This is a genomic window from Pseudoalteromonas sp. ECSMB14103, from assembly GCF_000813065.1.
GTDB lineage: Bacteria > Pseudomonadota > Gammaproteobacteria > Enterobacterales > Alteromonadaceae > Pseudoalteromonas > Pseudoalteromonas marina.
Window position 1 is genome coordinate 57,107 of the sequence record NZ_JWGY01000008.1, and the last position, 19,499, is coordinate 76,605.

Sequence of the window (19,499 nt, forward strand, 5' to 3'; positions counted from 1 at the left end):
TAGTCGTTTATAAGTTACTTTAAAATCCCCTTTTTTGATTGAGGTACTATTTTGCAACGCTTGTACACTATTTTACTTACGCTTACTTTACTGCTCACGTTTGTGGGTCAGTCGTTTGCGTCTGTATCAAGTGAATGTGAAATGCCTCATCAGTCTAACGTTCACGTTAACATGCATTTAGACAAAAGTAGTGCAGAGAATAACAGCGCTCACCATTCCATGATGCAAATGGATTGCTGCGATGAGGAAGCGACTGCTCAAAATGAATGCAGTTGTCCCGTTAATGGCTGTACGGCTAACTCAATGCTCAATGTTGATATTCTAATGATTATTGCAGTTATGAGTACTGAAAAAGTTAATACATGCGAATCGCGTGCTCAAACAACCTCTCCCAAATCACTTTACCGACCTCCAATGTTTGCTTAAATAGCAGGATAGGTGTGTCTAAATTTTATGGAACCTCAAGCTGATTTTTATCTTTTGAAAACGTGATTAGTTTTCGTATTAGGTGCGGCTGATATAAACACCTTTCTTGCCAATTTAAATTTTTTATTAATTTTTAAATGGAGCAAGTGATGAATTACGCTTTGAAAATAAATGCAGTGCTATGTTGTTTGACTTTGTTCAGCAGTGCGGCGAATACCCAAGAAGAAAAAACGACTGGCGCAATAGATAAGTATAGCTCTGTACGTACGCTAAACTTATCTCACGCCCTTACCTATGCACTTGCAAATGATCCGTGGTTATCGGCAAGCCGCCACCAAGAGCAAGCCATTATGGCGCAAAGTATTATGGCGGGTACTTTACCCGATCCAACACTAACGCTTGGTCTTATGAACTTACCAACAAATGGTTATGCGTTTGACCAAGAAGGGATGACTCAATTTAAAGTGAGTCTAAGCCAAAAATTTAGCCGCGGTGATAGTCTATCACTGAAACAAAAGTCGCTTTTTCAGTTATCTAAGCAATATCCATGGCAGCGAGCTGATAGGTTGGCTCAAGTAAAAGCGATGGTTACCGAGTTTTGGTTAAATGCTTATAGGGCTCAACATAGTATTAATTTGATTGAGAAAGACAAAGAGTTATTTACTCAGCTTATTCAAATAACTGAAGCCAGCTACGCAAGTACGCAGGGTAAAACACGCCAGCAAGATATTATTCGTGCTCAGTTAGAGCTTACCCGCTTAGAAGATAAGCTACTCATACTTGAACAGCAACTTCACAGTGCTAAAAATCGGCTAGCGCAATGGTTACCCATAACAATGTTAGTAAAATCTTTAGACGATAAATTTATACCTCCTGTGGCGCTTACTGATTTTAATACCCTTGAATTTAGTCAACTTATGCAATTACTTATGGCTCATCCAGCTATTGTTGCTATAGAGCAAAGTGTGTTGGCAAAGCAAACACAAGTGAGCTTAGCGAAACAAAGTTATAAGCCACAGATAGGGGTTAATGTGGGGTATGGCTATCGAGCAGACACCCCAATGGGCCAATCAAGAGCCGATTTACTTTCTGTGGGAGTTAGCATTGATCTCCCTTTATTTACGGATAACAGGCAAGACCAACACGTTAAATCGGCTATATCTATTACGGAAGCGACTAAAACACAAAAAAGGGTCGCTTTGCAAAAGCTCAAAGGTATGTATTTTAAAGAATATAGTCAGCTATCCCAGTTACAAAAACGAAATACGCTATATCAAAATATTTTATTAGTACAAATGGCTGAGCAATCACAAGCAACCTTGAATGCTTATACGCGTGATGACGGTGACTTTTCTGATGTTATGCAAGCACGTATTAGTGAGTTAAATGCCAAAATTGACGCGCTTAACATCCAAGTTGATCAACACATTATTATTGCACGCTTAAATTATTATATGAGTAGCTTAGACTCCCAAGTTATGGACGAACTACGCGAGGAGCAGCCTGATGAACACTAATTTGAAACTATTCATTGCCGCTATTGTAGGGGCTGGTTTATGGGCTGGTTTTACGCAAATTATAGTTGATGAAAAACCGGCAACTACCGATAAACAACCCTTATATTGGGTGGCGCCCATGGACAGCAATTATAGACGTGACGCTCCAGGCCTCTCTCCTATGGGAATGGATTTAGTGCCCGTTTACGACGAAGTTGGTAATAGTGAAAGTGAAAAAGGAGCGATTACTATTTCGCCAGTGGTGATTAATAATTTAGGAGTTAAAACCACTAAGGTGCAGTTAAAAACACTGCAAAGTAACATCAATACAGTGGGTTATGTGCAATATAACCAAGATAAAATTACTCATATTCACCCTCGTGTAGAAGGGTGGCTTGAGGATTTATATGTAAAAGCGCAAGGCGATAAGGTAAACGCCGGCGAACCTTTGTATACCTTATATTCACCGCAGCTAGTTAATGCACAAGAAGAGTTTTTATTGGCAGTAAATAGAAATAACAATGTACTAATTCGTGCTGCAAAGGCACGTTTAGAGTCGTTAAATGTATCTGCTGAATTTATTGAGCGCTTACAAAAAAATAAGCAAATAATGCAAAATATTACCTTTTATGCGCGTCAAAGTGGGATTGTTGATGAGCTGAATGTGCGAGAAGGTTTTTATGTAAAGCCGGGTACATCTATGATGAGTATTGCTCAACTTGATGAAGTATGGGTGGAGGCGGAAATATTTGAACGTCAATCGTCGCTTATTAGTGTTGGCCTAGCGGTAACCATGACCCTTGATTATTTTAAGGGAAAAATATGGCAAGGACAGGTCGATTATATTTATCCGGCGCTGGATGCTCAAAATAGAACACTCCGGGTTAGGCTCCGATTTACAAATAAAGACCTTAAGCTAAAAGCGAATATGTTTGCTCAGGTGACTATTCATACAAAAGCGAGTGAACCTCAGCTTGTAGTACCAAAAGAAGCTGTAATTCGTACGCAACATCAAAACCGCGTAGTTATAGCATTAGGCGAAGGGCGCTTTAAATCTGTTGAAGTGCAAGTAGGACAAACAAGCGTTGATGAAACGATTATTTTATCAGGTGTGGTGGTAAACGATAGCGTGGTTACCTCTGCACAATTTTTAATAGATTCTGAGTCGAGTAAGCTTTCAGACTTTAAGCGAATGGAGATGCCAGCTGCTGATAGTAGTAACGATGACAACTCTCAAAGTGCAACCGTAAATGGCGTTATAAATACAATTGATGCAGCAAATCGAGTTGTAAATATTAGTCGTGAAGCTATTCCAAAGTGGAACCGAGGTCCAGCAACAATGAATTTTGTTCTGGCACCGCATATAGAGGTTAACTCTCTTATTAAAGGTCAAACCATTGATTTCACGTTTAGTATTATTAATGATGATTTTGTGATCACCGCTTTAAATAATATAGACGCAATAGATCACTCCTCAATGCAACATACGATGGGCGAGGAAGTAAAATGATTACTGCTGTTATTCGCTGGTCCGTTCATAACCGGTTATTGGTATTGTTGCTTACATTAATTTTAGTGGGCGGTGGTGTGTTTGCCGTTAAAAATACGCCAGTAGATGCTTTGCCCGATTTATCTGATGTGCAAGTTATAGTAAAAACATCGTATCCAGGGCAAGCACCACAAGTGGTTCAAGACCAAGTTACTTATGTGCTTACTACTGCTATGTTATCGGTGCCAGGGGCAAAAACCGTAAGAGGCTTTTCATTTTTTGGCGACTCGTATGTTTATATTATTTTTGATGACAGCACTGATTTGTACTGGGCGCGTAGCCGAGTGCAAGAATACCTAACCCAAGCTGCAAACCGTCTGCCTGAAGGTGCAACGCCAGAGCTTGGACCTGATGCAACGGGTGTTGGTTGGGTTTACCTATATGCCCTTATTGATAAAACAAATACGCTTGATATTAGCCAATTGCGAGACTTACAAGATTGGTTTTTAAAGTTTGAATTACAAACTGTGCCGGGTGTTTCTGAAGTAGCCTCTGTAGGGGGGATGGTTAAGCAGTATCAAGTAAATGTAGATCCTAATAAGCTGCGTGCTTACGGCATTCCGTTGAGTCTTATTCAAACTGCAATACAGCAAGGAAACCAAGAAACAGGCGCCTCTGTTATTGAAATGGCCGAAGCGGAATACATGGTTACCAGCACAGGGTACATAAAAAGTGTTGCCGATTTAGAGGCTATTCCATTAGGTACTAATGCAAATGGCACGGCTTTGCAGTTACGTGATGTCGCAAATATTCGCCTAGGCCCACAAATGCGCCGTGGCGTGAGTGATCTTAACGGTGAAGGCGAAGCTACCGGTGGTATTGTTGTTATGCGCTACGGCGAAAATGCACAAAAAACCATTGAACTGGTTAAGGCTAAACTCGAATCGCTTAAAAAAGGATTACCAGAGGGCGTTGAGATTATTCCTGTTTACGATCGCTCAAACTTAATTAACAACGCAATAAGTAATCTGACAAGCAAACTTGTTGAAGAGCTGATTGTTGTAGCGCTTGTGTGTGTTGTGTTTTTGTTTCATGTGCGCTCATCTTTGGTGGCTATTATTACCTTACCGCTGGGTATTTTAACGGCGTTTATTGTGATGTATTGGCAAGGAATTAACGCTAATATTATGTCTTTAGGCGGGATTGCGATTGCCATAGGGGCAATGACCGATGGCGCTATCGTAATGATTGAAAATATGCATAAGCATATGGAAAAAACGCCTCTGACTGATCAAAACCGTTGGGAAGTCGTTATTAAAGCGACAAGCGAAGTAGGTCCTGCGCTGTTTTTTAGTTTATTAATTATTACCGTGAGTTTTTTGCCTGTATTTATTTTAGAGGCGCAAGAAGGGCGAATGTTCTCACCTCTTGCTTACACTAAAACATATGCAATGGCGGCCTCAGCAGGGTTAGCGATCACTCTAGTGCCTGTATTGATGGGTTATTTTATAAGAGGTAAGGTAATACCTGAAAATAAAAATCCCGTAAATAGATTGCTTGTAGCGGCTTATCGGCCTTTGCTCAGATGGGTGCTTAATTTTCCAAAAACGACCTTAATATTTGCCTTAGTTATGACCTTGGTAGGTTTTTACCCACTTAACAAAATAGGTAGCGAGTTTATTCCGCCACTTGATGAGGGTGATTTAATGTATATGCCCACTACATACCCAAGTATATCAATAGCTAAAGCACGAGAGATTTTGCAGCAAACAGATAAATTAATCGCAACCGTGCCGGAGGTTAAAACAGTTTTTGGTAAAGTCGGGCGAGCTGAAACAGCCACCGATCCCGCTCCATTGACAATGATTGAAACGTTTATTCAATTAAAACCCAAAGACGAGTGGCGAGAGGGAATGACTCTTGAAAAACTCAAAGCCGAACTTGATGCATTAGTCACGTTTCCTGGTTTAACTAATGCGTGGGTTATGCCAATTAAAACACGCATAGACATGTTGGCAACCGGTATTAAAACCCCAATAGGTATTAAGGTGGCAGGTCCACAGTTAAGTGAAATTCAAAAAATTGGTGAGCAAATAGAAACGCTACTTGCTGATATTCAAGGCACTGTATCTGTTTACTCCGAACGAGTGGCTGGTGGGCGCTACGTAAAAATTGATATAAACCGTGAAAATGCAGCGCGTTATAATTTGAACATAAGCGATATACAGCAAGTTATAGCAACGGCTGTTGGCGGTAAAAATGTAACACAAACAATAGAAGGGCAGGCTCGTTATTCGGTTAACGTGCGTTATCCGCAAGTTTTTAGGGACTCACCTGACGCCCTTATGTTAATGCCCATTGTGACGCCACAAGGACAGCATATTGCACTTGGAGATGTCGCTGATGTATTTATTGAAAATGGCCCATCTGGCATTAAAAGTGAAAATGCACGTTTAAATGGTTGGGTTTATATTGATTTAGATGGCGTAGACATTGGTAGCTATGTTGAAAGCGCGAGAGCCGTGCTCGATGAGCGTTTGATACTGCCATCGGGGTATTCTATTTCATGGGCTGGGCAGTATGAATATATGCAACGTGCAAAAGAGAAGCTCACCTACGTAGTGCCTCTCACCTTGGCCATTATTGTTGTGTTGCTCTATCTTAATTTTAAAAGCTTTGCTGAAGTAACTATTATTATGTGCACACTGCCATTGGCTATGATAGGTGGTGTATGGCTAATGTACCTTCAAGGTTTTAACTTTTCAGTCGCCGTAGGGGTTGGTTTTATTGCACTGGCCGGTGTTGCCGTGGAGATTGGGGTGATTATGCTGGTTTACTTAAATCAGGCATATAAAAACATGTGCTTAACTGCTAAGCGAGCTGATAAACCACTTTCGTTAGCTCAGTTACAGCAAGCAATTATTGAAGGTGCCGGGTTACGTGTGCGTCCTGTAATGATGACGGTGGCTACTATTGTTATTGGTTTATTACCTGTGCTTTATGGAACGGGTACCGGTAGTGAAGTAATGAGCCGAATTGCAGCGCCTATGGTGGGTGGTATGGTAAGCGCAATAATGTTGACCTTATTAGTTATTCCTGCGGTTTACCTATTATGGAGAAAAAAGGCTGTTAAGTAACAGTGATAGGGTAGTGGCTTATCATTGCCCTATAAAAATTACCTATTGTCTGTAAGTTATTCTATTAATTTGTATTTTAATTTATTTTTAAAGTGTAACCCATTGTTTTTAATTGTGGTTTTTATTGGCATGATTCAAGCAACTAGTAACTCATAAGTTAACTAAGTAAGGAATGCACATGCAAGTTAAAACAATTAAAGAGGTATACGATTGGACGGTATTATTTCATACGCAAATGGCGGCTAACTTTCATAGCGTTAAACCAATACTTGATGAGCGTAATGCCATGCTGGTGGATTATTACCTTAATTACGAAAAAAAACTCGCTGAAGATTTAGTGGGTTTTAAAGCGATTACCGAAATTAACACGCTCGACACGTTTTGCTATGAGTACTTTGCCAGCAACCCCGAACTTATTACGTTTAACGATATCAGCAAAGATAAGCAGTTAGATGAAAAAGCAATTCAAAATTACTTATCGAGCCAGCATCAAAAAGTGATTGCGCTTTACGGTTACCTACTTGAACGTGCAGAAACGGAACATGCTCAAGAGAAGCTAGCGCAGCTACTAGAGCTTGAGAAGCAAGGGCTTAAACAAATGATGCAAAGTACAAATCGCCATATGGATATGTAATTAGCTAAAGTATACTTAGCTAAAAGTAGGGTGTAATAGCACCCTGCTTAATTATTTACTCTTCAAAATATTATGAGCAGTTAAGACTTATTCCTACCTTTTTCAAATAACGCTGTTCTAGTTCTAAATCTGCATTAAGTAACGTGTGTGTTTGTAAATAATTATCGTAAAATTTAATAAAAAGCCCTGTGGCATTAGCGCTAATATTCATATTAGGTTGCTGGCTAATTTGGCGTTTTTGATTAAATAAAACAGCTAAGCGTAAAATAGTAACAAGCTTAATTACATGTTGTTGCGCGATTGTTGTGAACTCTGGTAATTCATCACGTTTAATTTTTTTTCGGTAAAAGCGAATTAGCGAGCTTAAAATGAGTTGTTCTTGCTGAGTAAAGCCAGGAAGCTGGCTATTTGCCACAATGTAAGCGCTGTGTTTATTAATACCTGAAGAGTTAATAGACAAGCCAATTTCGTGTAGCTTAGCAGCCCAATTAAGAAGCGCTATGTCGTTATTATCATTTAGTTGCCACGCTTTGCTAAGGCGTTCGTATATCCAAGTAGCTGTATTAGCAACGCGTGAGGCATGGGCTTTATCTACGGTGTATCGTTCACTCAGGTTATTGATTGTATTGCTGCGAATGTCTTTATCGGCGAGTTTTTGCTGCATTTCATGAAGTAGCCCCTCTCTTAAAGAGAAGTCACTATAAGAGAGCTGATTGATTGAGAACTCTTTAAAAACAGCAATAAGAATGGCAAGTCCTCCACATAGACTCTGCTGACGCTCAGGCGTTAATCCTTCTATACTTATATTATTGATGTGTTCAGCGGCAATGCATTGCTGCTTAAGAGCCAGTAAATCGTCAATACTTACACATGTTTGTTGCGGGTTTTGTGCGCACACCATGGTTAAAATTGATTTTATGGTGCCAGATGTACCAATTACATCTTGCCAACCTTCGTTAATGTAGTTGGCAAAAATAACTTCGATTTCTTGTTCCGCTTTTATTTCAGCTCGATTAAAACGCTTAGCCGTAATAGCTCCACCACTAAAAAACTGTTTTGTGTAGCTAACACAGCCCATATTACGGCTGGTAAGAAGCTTATGTTTGAAGTGCTTACCAATAATTAGTTCGGTACTGCCTCCGCCAATATCGATAATAAGGCGGTTCTCTTCGTTATGTACATAATGAGCCACACCTTGATAAATAAGCCGAGCTTCTTCTTGCCCTGGGATCACATCAATATGAAATGGAAATACCTTACTCGCCTGAGTTAAAAAGGCATGAATATTTTTGGCGCGCCTAAAAGTGTATGTAGCAGCTACTTTTACATTACCAGGAGGGAAGTCTTCAAGGGTGTTTGCAAACTGCTTAAGTACAAGTAGTGCACGGTCTATGGCTGCTTGGTTTAGTCTTAATTTATCGTCTAAGCCATCGGCTAAATAAACACGCTGTTTCTCTTTATGCAGAATTTGTAATGTGCCATCCACTTCGCGCGCAACGACCAAGTGAAAGCTATTCGAACCTAGATCGACGGCCGCTATTGATGGGTGATCATTCATTATTATAATTACCCTCCCATTTTTTTAAGTGATCGTATATTGCTATTTGTGAGCGAATTTTTTTTCTGTTACCGCGCCTAACATAGGTATTTTTTTGCTCGCTATCGATTAGCCGAGCTTTTGTGCGGTCTTTAAATTGTAGCTCTAAAATATCCATAATGAGCTGTTTTAATTTATTATTTAAAATAGGCACTCCCACTTCAACGCGTTGATCAAGATTGCGAGTCATCCAATCAGCGGAAGAAATATACACCTTATCATTGCCATTATTGCCAAATACCATTACGCGAGGATGCTCTAAAAAGCGATCAACAATACTGATCACTTTTATGTTTTCGCTAAAGTGAGCCACCCCCGGTATTAATGAGCACATACCACGTACAATAATTCGGATTTTTACTCCACGACGACCGGCATAATAAAGTTTATCTACAAGTTGTTTATCAACTAAATTATTTACTTTAATTGTAATTTTTCCCGTGAAACCATCTTCAACATGCTGAATCTCTTTATCAATTAAATCCAATAAAGTGTCGCGAGCATTAATAGGGGAGAGCATTAAATATTCAAAATTAAAGGGCTTGTAGCTGCTTTCTATAAACTTAAATACGCTATCGCATTCTTCACAAATACCGTTATGTTTTGTGAAAAGGCTAAAGTCAGTGTAGATTTTAGCTGTTTTTTCGTGAAAGTTTCCGGTACCGATATGGGCGTATTTAACTATTTTGTTTTTTTCTTTACGGTGAATAACACATAGTTTGCTGTGCACTTTTAAGGCTGGAATACCAAAAATAACTTTTATTCCAGCACTGCTAAGAACTTTAGCCCATTCAATATTGTTCTGCTCATCAAAGCGTGCTTTAAGCTCAACCATTACCGTGACACTTTTGCCATTTTTAGCGGCATTGATGAGTAAAGAAATAAGCCGAGACTTACTCGCCACTCGATAAATATTTACTTTAATCTGCGTCACCATAGGATCAAATGCGGCTTGGCGAACATACTCCAGTAAATGATTAAATGTGTGATATGGGTAGTAAAGCAGTATGTCTTGCTCGCTTATTGCGTCAAATACGCTGCTGTGTTTGTTAAAAGCTGTGCTTTGTATGGCTGGAAGTGGTTTGTTTTCAAGGTACTGGCGACCGACATTAGGAAAAGCAATAAAATCTCTAAAGTTACGGTATCGACCCGCGGGTATCAGCGCATCATGATGACTCACGTTTAAACGTTTTTTCATCACTTTTAACATACTTTCTGGCATGCTCTCGTCGTAAACAAGGCGCACAGGCTCTGCATAAATACGTTGTTTAAGGCCCTTAGACATTTTATCGAGCAGACCTTCTTCTAGCTCATCGTCTAAATTGTATTCTGCATCTCGTGTGAGTTTTATTGCATGACCTTGAATTTTATCAAAGTGAAAAAAGTTACTAAAAACATCATTTAAGAAGTAAGAAATAACGTCATCAAGCATAACAATGGTTTTACGACGACGTGTCTTTTCAGGCGGTAATATAATAAAACGGGGTACTCGGTCTGTGGGGACTTCAAGCATAGCGTAGTGGCTTTTTTCGTCACTCATTTCAATAAACAAGTAAGTCATTGTGTCGTTTATATAGTCTGAGTAATCTTTATTTTCATTAAGTAAAATGGGTGATATATGCTGTAAAACCTTGTCATGAAAATACGCTTTAAGCCAATTAAGATGAAAATCTGTTAATTTTTCGGGGCGGTCAACATGGATATTATGAGTGGTTAAATCGTTTAAAATTTGTTGGTGTATTAGGTTAAATTTTTTGCCTAGCTGCAAAACTTTTTGTTGAATTTGACTTAATAAAGCTTCGTCTTCTTCAAAATTAGCATCGGGAAGTTTGTTTAATAAAATACGGCGTTTAACGTCGGCAACACGCACCCTAAAAAACTCATCAAGGTTATTAGAAAAAATCCCCAAAAACCGCATGCGTTCAATTATTGGATTATTTTTGTCTTTAGCCTCTTGTAGAACGCGCTCGTTGAATGACAGCCAACTAAGCTCTTTAGCAAAGTATTCAACGGTTTGAGTATGTTCTATGTGGGCATTCATATTATATTCCATTATCTAACGCTGAGTTAAATATAGAACAATTTAATGACATTAAAATGACATGCGTGTCACTTGTATGACACGCAATATAAAAGTTATGCTTCTTCTGTGTCTACTATTAAGTCGCTGGTTATTGACTCGAGCGCATCAATTACTTCGTCTTTATCCATTCCGTTAGGTAAGGTAACGGTTGCAACAGCGCTAAAAATAGGGACTCCCCAATTAGGTGCGCTTTGTTGTCTAGAATTTAAATGAGTAATACTTGCTCCTTTGTGTCGTATTACGCTCGCGAGCTCTTGGACAATACCAGGGCGATCGTTTCCTGTGATCACTAAATTGATTTGTTCACGTGGTGAAGGTTCAATTTCAGTATTGCCAGCTTCAATACGCACTTCAAGTTTTGGTAAAGCGGTAAGCGCGTTTTGCAGTTCCTGAAAATGCTCTTCAGCAACTTCTAACTGAATAATCCCTGCAAAATGACCTAATAAATGGCTAAGGTTACTACATAACCAGTTGCCGTGATTTTTTAAAACTACCGATGAAATATCTTCTACTAAGCCTGGACGATCCTTTCCTAAAATAGTTATTACCAACTGTTTCATAAATTGTGCCTCTTTTTAAGCCCGAAGAATGTAAATGCGTAGGCATTAAATAAAATATGTTTTGATGCTGACGCGCTTTTATAGGTTAATGATTTTATTATGTTAATAATTAATTTAACGTGAATGAAAGAAAGGTAAGCGCATCCCTTAATTTACCATTTGAGTATTAACCTCGTTAAATGCTTTGTCCAATTATTTTTGTTATTTAGTTCCCTTCTAAATGACTAATCTAACGCTTAATTAATACAATAACTTATGCCACCTTAGATATACCTTTAATTAGAGTGCTTATTATGACCGTTGTAACATTACTGTCATCTTGATGAAATATAATTTATAGAACGTTAAGATTTAAAGGTGTTTTGATGACTTCCAATCCGAATAAACCGTCTTTTAATACGGATCGAAGCCGTCTATTTAAAGACAGGTTTGCCAAATTTGGCATAACCGCCGGTGGAGTAATGGTATTAATAGCGCTGTTGTTAATATTTTTCTACCTTCTTTATGTAGTACAGCCAATTTTTGAGTCGGCTAAAGTTGAAAAGCGTGACAGCTTCACAGTAAGTAACGCAGATCAAATAGTTGGCTTAGGTGTTGAAGAGCAAACCGAAGTTGCTTATTTACTAAGCCAACAAGGCCAAGTTGATTTTTACAATGTAGAAAAAGCAAGTTTTGGTAAAAAACTCAAGACGCTTAATGTTGCTCTTCCAAGCGAAGTAACAAGCTTTGCAACGAGTGCACCGTTTCAGGGCCAATACGCATATGGTTTAGAAAACGGCACTGTAATGGTGGTTGTACCTAAATTTTTAGTTACCTTTCCAAATAACGAACGCAAATTAACGCCACGTGTTGATTACCCGCTTGGTGAAATGGCGTTAGAAGTTGACGCTCAAGGCGCTGCTATCAAGCGTTTTGCGTTTACTCACTATGAAGATAAAACGGCGGTTGTTGCATTAACCGCAGATAAGCGCGTTTTGTTTAGCAGCTTTGTTGCTGAAGAAAATATGTTTACAGGTGAAGTAGAGTGGGTTGTTGAGCGAACAGAGCTTGATGTTGAAGGTCGTGTAGATGAGCTTTTAATTTCGCCAGATACAACACGTACGTTTATTCGTTCAGCTAATCAAATTTACGTTTATGATACGCGTTACCCGAGTGAAGTAGAGCAAATCCAGTTATTATCGGCCAATGAAGAAAACGCTAATATAGTGTCTGCTCAGTTACTTGCGGGTGCAAACTCATTAATGCTTGCTAACGATAACGGTGAAGTGTCGCAGTGGTTTGAAGTAAACACAGACGCTGGTCGTCAGTTCCAAAAAATTCGTGCGTTTGAAACAACCAAACAAAGCAAATTAAATATTTTTACAGAATTTTATCGTCGTACTTTCTTTACTACCAGCAGCAACGGTGAGCTTGGTGTTTACTACACAACAAGCGAAGCTAAGTTGTGGCAGGGTAAAGTAAGTGAAGGCGAAATTAAATACTTTGCAATTGCTCCACGTTCAAATGCTGCGTTAATTTTAGCGGATGGCAAATTAACAGTATTAGAGGTTCACAACGAACATCCTGAAGTAACATGGTCTGCGTTATGGCAAGAAGTGTGGTACGAAGGTTACCCAGAGCCTGCATACATTTGGCAGTCAACATCTGCAAGTGATGACTTTGAATCTAAATTTTCGCTAGTGCCTATTTCGTTCGGTACAATTAAAGCGGCTTTTTACGCTATGTTATTTGCAGTACCCATTGCGATTTCGTCGGCAATTTACACTGCGTACTTTATGTCGAGTGGATTACGTAAGGTTGTAAAGCCAACCGTTGAAATAATGGAAGCACTTCCTACGGTTATTTTAGGCTTTTTAGCGGGCCTTTGGTTAGCGCCTTTAATTGAGGAGCACTTACCTGCGATTGTTGGCTTACTCATTTTATTACCTATTGGTATTTTAGGTTCAGCACTTGCGTGGACGAAATTACCAGCAAGTATTCGCCATAAAATACCTGAAGGGTCTCATTCAATTATTTTGATTCCTGTTGTGTTAGTTGTTGGTTGGTTCTCGTTCGCAATGAGCGAAACAGTAGAGCTGTGGATGTTTGACGGTAATGTTCGCCAGTATCTAACAAACGAGTTGGGCATGACATTCGACCAACGTAATTCATTGGTAGTGGGTATAGCAATGGGTTTTGCAGTGGTTCCAACTATTTTCTCTATTGCGGAAGACGCCGTATTTAGTGTACCTAAACACTTATCAAATGGTTCATTAGCACTAGGGGCTACTCAATGGCAAACACTCGTACGTGTTGTGCTATTAACTGCAAGCCCAGGTATATTCTCTGCGGTAATGATGGGCTTAGGACGTGCCGTAGGCGAAACCATGATTGTACTCATGGCAACAGGTAACACACCGATTATGGACTGGAGTATTTTCCAAGGCATGAGAACGCTGGCAGCTAATATTGCGGTAGAAATGCCTGAATCAGAAGTAGGTAGCTCGCATTACAGAATATTGTTTTTAGCCGCCTTTGTACTATTCATATTCACCTTTGTATTTAACACGTTAGCTGAGTTTGTTCGCCAGCAGTTACGTGAAAAATACAGCTCAATGTAAGTGGAGAGACACGACATGGTAAAGCAGTGGTTTAAGTCTGGTTCTCCTTGGATTTGGATGACCGGCGGTGCAGTGAGCATCAGCTTAATTTCGGTTTTAGGTATATTAGCGATGATAGCCTGGAAGGGATTGAGTTTTTTCTGGCCTTCTCAAGTTGTACAGTTTGAGCTTGAAGGCTCGATTGCCAAGCAAACCGTTATTGGTGAAGTTTACGACCGTGAACTCGTACCAAAAGAACGTTTGGCAGCGACAGGTGTTGATGTTTCAGCATTTGATAAAGAAGAATTTGAACGTTTACTTATAAAAACAGGTAACCGTGAATACGTAGCTCTAGATTTTCGTTGGATACTTGAAACCGACATAAAAGCAAAGTCTACACCCGCTACGCTTGCAGTATTTGAACGTAGTAAAAATGGTAATTTTTACGGGTATGTAGAAGGTGTATTTAAAGACGGCAAGCCAGTAGAGGGCGATAAAGTAGAGGCTTTATATGACCTTGTTGAGCGTGCTGTAGATTTAAATGATGAAGCACTGGATTTACAAAATGGCGATATAGGTCATATCAACTATGAACTTGAGCGCTTACGCTTAAAAGAGAAAAGCTACTTACTTGATAACCAGTTAACAGATGAACGTGTTGCAGAGCTTGCAAAAATGCGTGCTGAATTACGTGCCGAGTACGGCGAGCTTGAAAAAGAGTTATTTGCACTGCGTAAACAGGCAAAACGTGACCATGTTACGGTAAAAGATATGCGCGGCGAAATAGTCACGATCCCTATGTATCAAGTACTTGATGTGTGGTTTCCGAACGACATGGGCTTTTTTGCAAAGCTAGGCCATTACTTTGGTCAACTAGGCAAGTTTGTGTCTGACGATCCACGCGAAGCAAATACAGAAGGCGGTGTATTCCCTGCTATATTTGGTACTGTATTTATGGTTATGTTGATGGCTGTGATAGTAACGCCGTTTGGTGTTGTTGCTGCTATTTACTTGCATGAATACGCGGCTAAAAATGCGGTCACTAAAATGATTCGTATCGCGGTAATTAACTTAGCGGGTGTACCTTCTATTGTTTATGGTGTATTTGGCTTAGGCTTTTTTGTATATATGCTTGGTGGCAGTATTGACCAATTATTTTACCCAGAGTCTTCACCAACACCAGTATTTGGTACGCCAGGTGTAATGTGGTCTGCACTAACATTGGCAATACTAACGTTACCCGTGGTTATTGTATCTACGGAAGAGGGTTTATCACGTATTCCAAGCACTGTACGTGACGGTTCATTAGCATTGGGTGCAACTAAAGTTGAAACCCTATGGCGTATTGTAATTCCAATGGCAAGCCCTGCAATTATGACGGGGTTAATACTGGCTGTTGCACGTGCTGCAGGCGAAGTTGCGCCCCTGATGTTGGTAGGTGTTGTTAAAATGGCACCGACGTTACCATTAGACGGCAACTTTCCATATTTTCACTTAGACAGAAAGTTCATGCACTTAGGCTTTCATATTTACGATGTTGGCTTCCAAAGCCCGAATGTTGAAGCGGCACGCCCGCTGGTATATGCAACGGCATTTTTACTTGTGTCGGTTATTATCACACTCAACATAACGGCCATTGGTATACGTAACCATTTACGTGAAAAATTCAGATCGCTTGAACACTAATTAGTAAAGATTTAATAGGTAACAAACATGATTACAGTCGCTCCAAAAGTAAACCAAGCCAATTTGGGCATGAAGTTAGATTTAGACAATTTAACAGACGAGCAAAAAGCGTTAGAGATTAAAGATCTCGATCTTTACTACGGTGATAAACAAGCGCTTAGTAAAGTGAATATGAATATTCCAAAAGGCCAAGTAACGGCGTTTATCGGCCCATCAGGTTGTGGTAAATCAACGCTATTACGCTGTATTAACCGCATGAATGATTTGGTTGATATTTGTCGAATTGAAGGTGAAATACTCCTTCATGGACAAAATATTTACGATAAAAATGTAGATGTTGCGGCGCTTCGCCGTAACGTTGGGATGGTGTTTCAGCGTCCTAATCCATTTCCAAAATCGATTTATGAAAATGTAGTCTATGGTCTACGCTTACAAGGCATTAAAGAAAAGCGTAAGTTAGACGAAGTAGTAGAGCAGTCATTACGTGGCGCTGCTTTATGGGATGAAGTAAAAGATAGACTGCATGATAGTGCATTTGGTTTATCAGGCGGTCAGCAACAGCGTTTAGTTATTGCTCGTTCTATTGCGATAGAGCCTGAGGTTTTATTACTAGATGAACCAACGTCTGCACTTGATCCAATTTCGACTTTAGTTATTGAAGAACTAATTAACGATTTAAAGAATAAATTTACCGTGGTTATTGTTACGCATAACATGCAACAAGCAGCGCGAGTGTCTGACCAAACAGCCTTTATGTACATGGGTGAACTGATTGAGTACTCAGATACAAATACCTTATTTACAACACCAACAAAGAAAAAGACTGAAGATTATATTACAGGTCGTTACGGCTAAATAATTAACAGTATCGTGTTGTACAAGATTTAGAGAGAAGGTAATTATGGAACATAATATTAATAAGCATATTTCTGGTCGCTTTAATCAAGAGCTTGAAAATGTTCGTAACCATGTACTAAGCATGGGTGGGTTAGTTGAGCAACAACTAAGTAGTGCGCTTGATGCGGTAAGCACAAACGATGCAGAACTTGCAGAAAAAGTGCGTAAAAACGACTACAAAGTTAATGCTATGGAAGTGAGCATTGATGAAGAATGTACTCGAATTATTGCGCGTCGTCAGCCCGCTGCCAGCGATTTACGTTTGGTGATTGCGATTGCAAAAACTATTGCTGATTTAGAGCGTATTGGCGATGAAGCTGAGCGTATTGCAAAAGTGGCTCTCGATTCTTTCACTAAAGATCAACAAGATTTGTTAGTGAATATTGAAAATATGGGTCGTCAGGTTTTAAAAATGTTACACGATGTACTTGATGCGTTTGCACGTATGGATGTGCAACGCGCATTTGAAGTACACAAAGAAGATGCTAAAGTTGATCGTGAATATGAAGCCATAACACGTCAAATTATGACGTACATGATGGAAGATCCACGTTCTATTCCAAAAATCATGGATTTAGTTTGGTCAGTGCGTTCATTAGAGCGGATTGGCGACCGTTGTCAGAATATTGCTGAGTACATTATCTACTTTGTAAATGGTAAAGATATTCGCCATATATCACAGGAAGATATTGAAAAATCGCTTTAAAGTTCATTAGCGCATTTTAACAAAGCGGCTATAAGCCGCTTTGTTTATTTAGCTATAAGTTAAATAATAAAAACCGTTCACAATTGTTGTGAATACTGTAAAATCGCATGCTGCACGCATGTAATTTGATTAAAGGGTCAGTTATGCCTACAAACGCGTTTTTAGGAGTTTTTGCAAAATCTCCTTTCAAACCAATGGAAGATCACATCAAAAAAGTTCATCAAGCTAGTAAAGCTTTGATACCTTTTTTTAATCACGTTTTTAAAGAAGAGTGGACACAAGCAGAAGAGCTTCGTATCACTATTCGTAATTTAGAGCGTGAAGCCGATGACATGAAAAGAGACATACGTTTACAGTTACCACGCGGTTTATTTATGCCGGTAGAACGTACGGATCTGCTCGAGTTAGTAACCCAACAAGACAAAATTGCTAATAAAGCAAAAGACATTGCTGGGCGCGTAATCGGTCGTGAAATGACCATACCAGCAGTAATGCAAGCTGATTTCTTGGCTTACTTAACTCGTTGTGTGGATGCGACAAAACAAGCATCTAAAGCAATAAACGAGTTAGAAGAGCTATTAGAAACAGGCTTTAAAGGTCGCGAAGTGACCTTAGTAGAAAAAATGCTCGTTGAATTGGATGCAATAGAACAAGACACGGATGACATGCAAATTAAAGTACGCCGCCAACTACGTGAAGTAGAAAGTGAACTTAACCCTGTAGATGTAATGTTTTTATACAGCATTATTGAATGGGTTGGTGAGCTTGCAGATATTGCAGAGCGCGTAGGATCACGTCTTGAGCTGATGTTAGCTCGTTAATTTAAAATCAGTTCAAACACGAAAGATTAAGGTTATACAATGGATATCATTGCATCTTACGGCACGGTATTAGTTTTAATTGCCGCAGCTGTTGGTTTTTTCATGGCTTATGGTATTGGCGCGAACGACGTTGCGAACGCCATGGGTACATCTGTAGGTTCAAAAGCATTAACAATCAAACAAGCTATTTTAATAGCTATGATTTTTGAGTTTGCAGGTGCTTATTTGGCAGGTGGTGAAGTTACATCAACTATTCGTAAAGGAATAATTGATGCTGCACCGTTTGCGAATATTCCTGAACTGATGGTTTTAGGTATGATTGCCGCGCTATTTGCCGCGGGTTCATGGCTACTAATCGCTTCATTTTTAGGTTGGCCAGTATCAACAACTCACTCTATTATTGGTGCAATCATTGGTTTTGCGCTAGTAGCTGTGGGTACAGAAGCAATCCAGTGGAATAAAGTAGGCGGCATTGTAGGAAGCTGGATCATTACACCAGCTATATCCGGCTTTATTGCGTATCTAATATTCATGAGCGCGCAAAAGCTTATATTTGATACAGATGCACCATTAAAGAACGCTAAACGCTACGTACCAATCTACATGGGTTTAGCGGGTTTTATCATGGCTTTAGTTACAATCAAAAAAGGTTTAAAGCACGTTGGTATTAACCTAGGTTCTGTTGAAGGCTATGCGCTTTCAATTGGTGTTGCAGTGGTTGTTGCCATCATTGGTAAAATTGCTATTTCTCGCTTAAACATCGATCCTAAAGCTGATAAGCAAATGCAATTTAATAACGTAGAAAAAGTGTTTGCGGTATTAATGGTGTTAACCGCTTGTTGTATGGCATTTGCTCACGGTTCTAACGATGTTGCTAATGCAATTGGTCCACTAGCTGCTGTTGTAAATATTGTTGAAAACAACGGTGAAATTGCTAAGAAGGCAGCAATTGCATGGTGGATTCTTCCACTAGGTGGCTTTGGTATTGTTGCAGGTCTTGCCATTTTAGGTAAAAAAGTAATTAAAACAATTGGTGAAGGCATTACACATTTAACGCCTAGCCGTGGTTTTGCTGCAGAACTTGCCGCTGCTTCTACTGTTGTTATTGCATCAGGAACTGGTATGCCAATCTCTACTACTCAAACCTTAGTGGGTGCGGTACTAGGTGTAGGTATGGCACGTGGTATTGGTGCACTTAACATGAGCGTTATCAGAAACATTGTAGTTTCTTGGGTAATAACGTTGCCAGTTGGTGCTGCCCTTGCTATTGTTATCTTCTACGTACTGAGAACCGCATTTGGGGTTTAACAAAAAAGTACTAAAAGACTTTTAGCTTGAAAAGATCTCAATGCCCTAGGTATTGGGGTCTTTTTATTTGTGGAAAGAAA

The 19,499-nt window shown here is 39.5% G+C and carries 14 protein-coding genes; 11 read left to right on the plus strand and 3 right to left on the minus strand.

Annotation, left to right across the window (positions count from 1 at the left end; translation table 11 throughout):
• Positions 1-51 precede the first annotated feature (51 nt).
• The 5 genes from RF53_RS13350 (at position 52) to RF53_RS13370 (ending at position 7,182) form a co-directional block, all read left to right on the plus strand.
• Entirely contained in the window at positions 52-426 is a 375-nt protein-coding gene (locus tag RF53_RS13350) for a hypothetical protein (RefSeq protein ID WP_039037971.1), read from the plus strand.
• A gap of 149 nt (positions 427-575) precedes the next feature.
• Positions 576-1,943: a TolC family protein gene (locus tag RF53_RS13355; RefSeq protein ID WP_039037972.1), complete on the plus strand. Its 1,368-nt coding sequence runs from the start codon at positions 576-578 to the stop codon at positions 1,941-1,943.
• Positions 1,933-3,432 carry an efflux RND transporter periplasmic adaptor subunit gene (locus RF53_RS13360; RefSeq protein WP_039037973.1) on the plus strand — a complete coding sequence of 500 codons (1,500 nt, stop codon included), beginning with the start codon at positions 1,933-1,935 and terminating at the stop codon, positions 3,430-3,432. Before RF53_RS13355 ends, RF53_RS13360 begins: the two co-directional genes overlap by 11 nt.
• Positions 3,429-6,548 (plus strand): efflux RND transporter permease subunit, encoded by a 3,120-nt coding sequence (locus tag RF53_RS13365; RefSeq protein ID WP_039037974.1) that lies wholly within the window; start codon positions 3,429-3,431, stop codon positions 6,546-6,548. The genes RF53_RS13360 and RF53_RS13365 overlap by 4 nt, the downstream gene beginning before the upstream one ends.
• 178 nt (positions 6,549-6,726) lie before the next feature.
• The gene (locus RF53_RS13370) at positions 6,727-7,182 is read left to right on the plus strand and encodes a hypothetical protein (protein WP_039037975.1); all 456 of its coding nucleotides are present in this window, start codon (positions 6,727-6,729) and stop codon (positions 7,180-7,182) included.
• A 70-nt stretch (positions 7,183-7,252) separates the two neighbouring features.
• Here the strand turns inward: RF53_RS13370 and RF53_RS13375 are convergent, their stop codons facing one another.
• The 3 genes from RF53_RS13375 to RF53_RS13385 all read right to left on the minus strand — a co-directional run bounded on the left by RF53_RS13375 (position 7,253) and on the right by RF53_RS13385 (position 11,422).
• Positions 7,253-8,740: a Ppx/GppA phosphatase family protein gene (locus RF53_RS13375; protein ID WP_039037976.1), complete on the minus strand. Its 1,488-nt coding sequence runs from the start codon at positions 8,738-8,740 to the stop codon at positions 7,253-7,255.
• Entirely contained in the window at positions 8,733-10,820 is a 2,088-nt protein-coding gene (ppk1, locus tag RF53_RS13380; RefSeq protein WP_039037977.1) for a polyphosphate kinase 1, read from the minus strand. Before ppk1 ends, RF53_RS13375 begins: the two co-directional genes overlap by 8 nt.
• A 95-nt stretch (positions 10,821-10,915) precedes the next feature.
• Entirely contained in the window at positions 10,916-11,422 is a 507-nt protein-coding gene (locus RF53_RS13385; protein WP_006791200.1) for a glycine cleavage system protein R, read from the minus strand.
• 365 nt (positions 11,423-11,787) lie between these two features.
• On the opposite strand from RF53_RS13385, the gene RF53_RS13390 reads away from it, so the two are divergent.
• From RF53_RS13390 to RF53_RS13415, 6 genes are all read left to right on the plus strand, one after another.
• Positions 11,788-14,022, plus strand: a complete 2,235-nt coding sequence (locus tag RF53_RS13390) for an ABC transporter permease subunit (RefSeq protein ID WP_039037978.1) — start codon at positions 11,788-11,790, stop codon at positions 14,020-14,022.
• 15 nt (positions 14,023-14,037) lie between these two features.
• Positions 14,038-15,687: a phosphate ABC transporter permease PstA gene (gene pstA, locus RF53_RS13395; RefSeq protein ID WP_039037979.1), complete on the plus strand. Its 1,650-nt coding sequence runs from the start codon at positions 14,038-14,040 to the stop codon at positions 15,685-15,687.
• A 27-nt stretch (positions 15,688-15,714) separates the two neighbouring features.
• Positions 15,715-16,542, plus strand: coding sequence for a phosphate ABC transporter ATP-binding protein PstB (gene pstB, locus RF53_RS13400; protein ID WP_006791197.1), 828 nt, complete (start codon positions 15,715-15,717; stop codon positions 16,540-16,542).
• Between the two features lie 46 nt (positions 16,543-16,588).
• Positions 16,589-17,290 carry a phosphate signaling complex protein PhoU gene (gene phoU / locus RF53_RS13405; protein ID WP_006791196.1) on the plus strand — a complete coding sequence of 234 codons (702 nt, stop codon included), beginning with the start codon at positions 16,589-16,591 and terminating at the stop codon, positions 17,288-17,290.
• 143 nt (positions 17,291-17,433) lie between these two features.
• Positions 17,434-18,111 (plus strand): TIGR00153 family protein, encoded by a 678-nt coding sequence (locus RF53_RS13410; RefSeq protein ID WP_006791195.1) that lies wholly within the window; start codon positions 17,434-17,436, stop codon positions 18,109-18,111.
• A 39-nt stretch (positions 18,112-18,150) separates the two neighbouring features.
• Entirely contained in the window at positions 18,151-19,419 is a 1,269-nt protein-coding gene (locus RF53_RS13415; RefSeq protein ID WP_008130472.1) for an inorganic phosphate transporter, read from the plus strand.
• The last annotated feature ends 80 nt before the right edge of the window (positions 19,420-19,499 follow it).

Excerpts from the sequence above, each read along its gene's own strand:
- RF53_RS13365 (WP_039037974.1), top strand. The coding sequence starts at position 3,429 with ATGATTACTGCTGTTATTCGCTGGTCCGTTCATAACCGGTTATTGGTA.
- pstB (WP_006791197.1), top strand. The coding sequence starts at position 15,715 with ATGATTACAGTCGCTCCAAAAGTAAACCAAGCCAATTTGGGCATGAAG.
- RF53_RS13355 (WP_039037972.1), top strand. The coding sequence starts at position 576 with ATGAATTACGCTTTGAAAATAAATGCAGTGCTATGTTGTTTGACTTTG.
- RF53_RS13415 (WP_008130472.1), top strand. The coding sequence starts at position 18,151 with ATGGATATCATTGCATCTTACGGCACGGTATTAGTTTTAATTGCCGCA.
- RF53_RS13370 (WP_039037975.1), top strand. The coding sequence starts at position 6,727 with ATGCAAGTTAAAACAATTAAAGAGGTATACGATTGGACGGTATTATTT.
- RF53_RS13375 (WP_039037976.1), bottom strand. The coding sequence starts at position 8,740 with ATGAATGATCACCCATCAATAGCGGCCGTCGATCTAGGTTCGAATAGC.
- pstA (WP_039037979.1), top strand. The coding sequence starts at position 14,038 with ATGGTAAAGCAGTGGTTTAAGTCTGGTTCTCCTTGGATTTGGATGACC.
- RF53_RS13385 (WP_006791200.1), bottom strand. The coding sequence starts at position 11,422 with ATGAAACAGTTGGTAATAACTATTTTAGGAAAGGATCGTCCAGGCTTA.
- RF53_RS13360 (WP_039037973.1), top strand. The coding sequence starts at position 1,933 with ATGAACACTAATTTGAAACTATTCATTGCCGCTATTGTAGGGGCTGGT.
- RF53_RS13390 (WP_039037978.1), top strand. The coding sequence starts at position 11,788 with ATGACTTCCAATCCGAATAAACCGTCTTTTAATACGGATCGAAGCCGT.
- RF53_RS13410 (WP_006791195.1), top strand. The coding sequence starts at position 17,434 with ATGCCTACAAACGCGTTTTTAGGAGTTTTTGCAAAATCTCCTTTCAAA.
- ppk1 (WP_039037977.1), bottom strand. The coding sequence starts at position 10,820 with ATGAATGCCCACATAGAACATACTCAAACCGTTGAATACTTTGCTAAA.
- phoU (WP_006791196.1), top strand. The coding sequence starts at position 16,589 with ATGGAACATAATATTAATAAGCATATTTCTGGTCGCTTTAATCAAGAG.